The following is a 2,604-nucleotide window of genomic DNA, read 5'->3' on the forward strand; positions in this document are numbered from 1 at the left end:
CATCCACCCCCATTATAAAGGATTTTTTTATGGCATGGAATAGTTAAAACTTTAATGCAACACTAGTGATTTAAATTAATATAAAGGGGTAGTTAAGTCAATTTTGTTTCTACTTTAAGTGCTTCAATATTAATTTAATATAGAAGTATATGCGTTAATGTTTCTGGCAAAATAAAAGTACAGTTAATTGCAGGAATAAATCCATAACCTTGGGATAATAAAAAGCCCATTGCGCGCACCACTACTAATCGCCTAAAATGGAGTTTAACCAGAACTTCAGAAAGGCGTGGGAAGGATGCTCACAATGGACCAAACCAATCATATCAAAAAATTAAGAAATGAAGAAGACTTTTCTTTAAATGAAATTTCAAAAGTGACAGGACACGATTTCCGTACAGTCAAAAAATATGCGGATGGAGATGTGTTGCCTAAAGAAAAGAAAGTAGACAAACGTGGAATGATGTATACCCAAGGGTTTAATAATCAAACATATGGAGAAATTATTGATGCCTTACTATTTGAAGACAGTAAAGAAAAGAAAAAAGATCGTCGTACACGAAAAGCTATTTTTGAACTCTTAGAAGCTGAATATCAGTATACTGGTAGCTATAGACTGGTTTGTCAGTATATAGCGGATACAAAGCAAGAGGCAAAAGAAAATAATGTGTATGAACGATTGGAACACCCGCCGGGTGAAGCCCAACTAGACTTTGGAAATTACCGCGTGTGCGAAAATGGGAAGTTAAAGGATATTAAATTACTAGTCCTCGTCCCTCCCTATTCAAATCGTGCATTTGCGGCTGCTCTTCCTCGTGAAAATACAGAATGCTTTTTAGAAGGATTAAAGAGGATCTTCGAGATGATGGAGAGTGTGCCTAAAACGATTCGTATTGATAATTTGGCAGCTGCCGTTGTTAAGCCAAGAGGGAAAGGCAAAGAAACGGTGTTTACTGAGGCCTTTGAACGCTTCGCTGCTCACTATCGTTTTGAACCCATTGCTTGTAATCCGTATTCTGGTCATGAAAAAGGGGCTGTTGAAAATAAAGTAGGCTATATTCGTTATAATTTTTTTGACTGTATACCTGACTTTGTTTCCTACCTTGTATTTGAGAAATGGTTAAATGCTCAACTAGAAGAAGACAGTCATCGCAATCACTACCATGAACACCTATTAATCAGTGAATTATGGGAAGAAGACCGGGCACATATGCGTTCTCTTTCAGATACACCCTACCCCGTTTTTAGATACGAAGAATACAAAACAAATAAATATGGTGAAATCAGATTGGATAATGCGTCTATTCATATCCCAAAAGTAGGTCGTAACCGTAGGTTAACCGTGCAGTTATACTGGGATTCATTCCGCTGTCTGAGCCCAAGTGGTGAATTGCTCTATGAAGCAGATCGGCCTTATATTAGTGAATCCCGACCCGTCGATTGGCTATATGTATTTCAAACTTACCGACAAAAACCAAGGGCACTTGATCATTCTAAATATAAGAAGCTACTTCCATCAAAAATAAAAAGCTATGTATTAGAAACAACTCTTGTCGAACGAAAAAGGCGCATCGACCAACTGCTTGAATTGCTTAAAGAAGAGGACTTATTACGGATTGAAGAGAATTTTGAGTTTCTCCTACTGAACAATTTTGAATCAGAGCCAACAGAAGCTTCCCTCTCCCTAACGCTTTATGATTCACTCTCTCCGAAGGCGGTGAGCTAATGGAAGATGAGTTAAAGGAATTGTGCAAACGTATGAGGTTAGCGTATGTTTATGACTACGTCATAGACAATCATGATAAAGAAGCTCTCTATCCTCTTATATTAGAGTCTTTGAAATACGAACAGCACGAACGAGAACGAGCTAAAGCTCATCGTTTAATACACAAAGCGGGTTTCCGCACTCATAAACGATTGGGTCAATATGAATGGCATGATGCCATTGGATTTCCAGGGTCTCTAACTAAAGAGGAATTAATAAGCTTAGATTTTATTCATCATCGTGAAAATTTGATTTTCGTTGGTTCACCAGGCACTGGGAAAACAACGTTAGCCACAGCTCTTGGCATCGAAGCATGTATGGCGGGAAAAGATGTACAGTTTTATCGTGTTTTAGATTTAGTGGATAAATTACAAAAAGCGTCTCAAAGAGGGACGCTTGCACGTACACGAAAGAGCATCTTAAAAAGCGATTGTCTCATCTTGGATGAATTAGGTTACTTGCCAATAGATAAAGAAGGATCAGAGCTGTTATTCCACCTTATTTCTGATTTTTATGAGGAACGCAGCTTGATTGTGACGACCAATTTAGAATTCAGCTCATGGAATAAAGTATTTCAGGACTCCAGATTAACGAGTGCCTTAGTTGATCGCTTAATTCATCACGCTCATATTTTCTCGTTTTCTGGTAAAAGTTACCGCTTCACGAACGCATTATCGCAACACAAAAACTAAATAAAATGGTGCGGCAAAGGTATGGAAAAAATTCCTGCAATCTTATGGATTTTTTTCTTGCAAAATACCTTTGTATGTGATATTTGAATTTACCCAAAAGTCTCTAATTTAAAGAATAACTATAAAAGCCCGAGAAATACACATGTGGAA

2 protein-coding genes are annotated in these 2,604 nt (G+C 37.6%); both read left to right on the forward strand.

Going from position 1 to position 2,604, the window contains the following annotated elements; genetic code table 11:
• Window positions 1-304 precede the first annotated feature (304 nt).
• Entirely contained in the window at window positions 305-1,723 is a 1,419-nt protein-coding gene (gene istA, locus ABDZ53_RS08225; protein WP_343755427.1) for an IS21 family transposase, read from the forward strand.
• A complete protein-coding gene (gene istB, locus ABDZ53_RS08230) occupies window positions 1,723-2,454 on the forward strand; it encodes an IS21-like element helper ATPase IstB (protein ID WP_343755429.1) in 732 nt (243 codons plus the stop codon). The genes istA and istB overlap by 1 nt, the downstream gene beginning before the upstream one ends.
• Window positions 2,455-2,604: the final 150 nt, after the last annotated feature.

It is taken from the genome of Alkalibacterium iburiense, from assembly GCF_039521845.1.
Lineage (GTDB): Bacteria > Bacillota > Bacilli > Lactobacillales > Carnobacteriaceae_A > Alkalibacterium > Alkalibacterium iburiense.

What these genes read in the sequence shown, in the direction of transcription:
- istA (WP_343755427.1), top strand. Translation starts at nt 305, where the DNA reads ATGGACCAAACCAATCATATCAAAAAATTAAGAAATGAAGAAGACTTT.
- istB (WP_343755429.1), top strand. Translation starts at nt 1,723, where the DNA reads ATGGAAGATGAGTTAAAGGAATTGTGCAAACGTATGAGGTTAGCGTAT.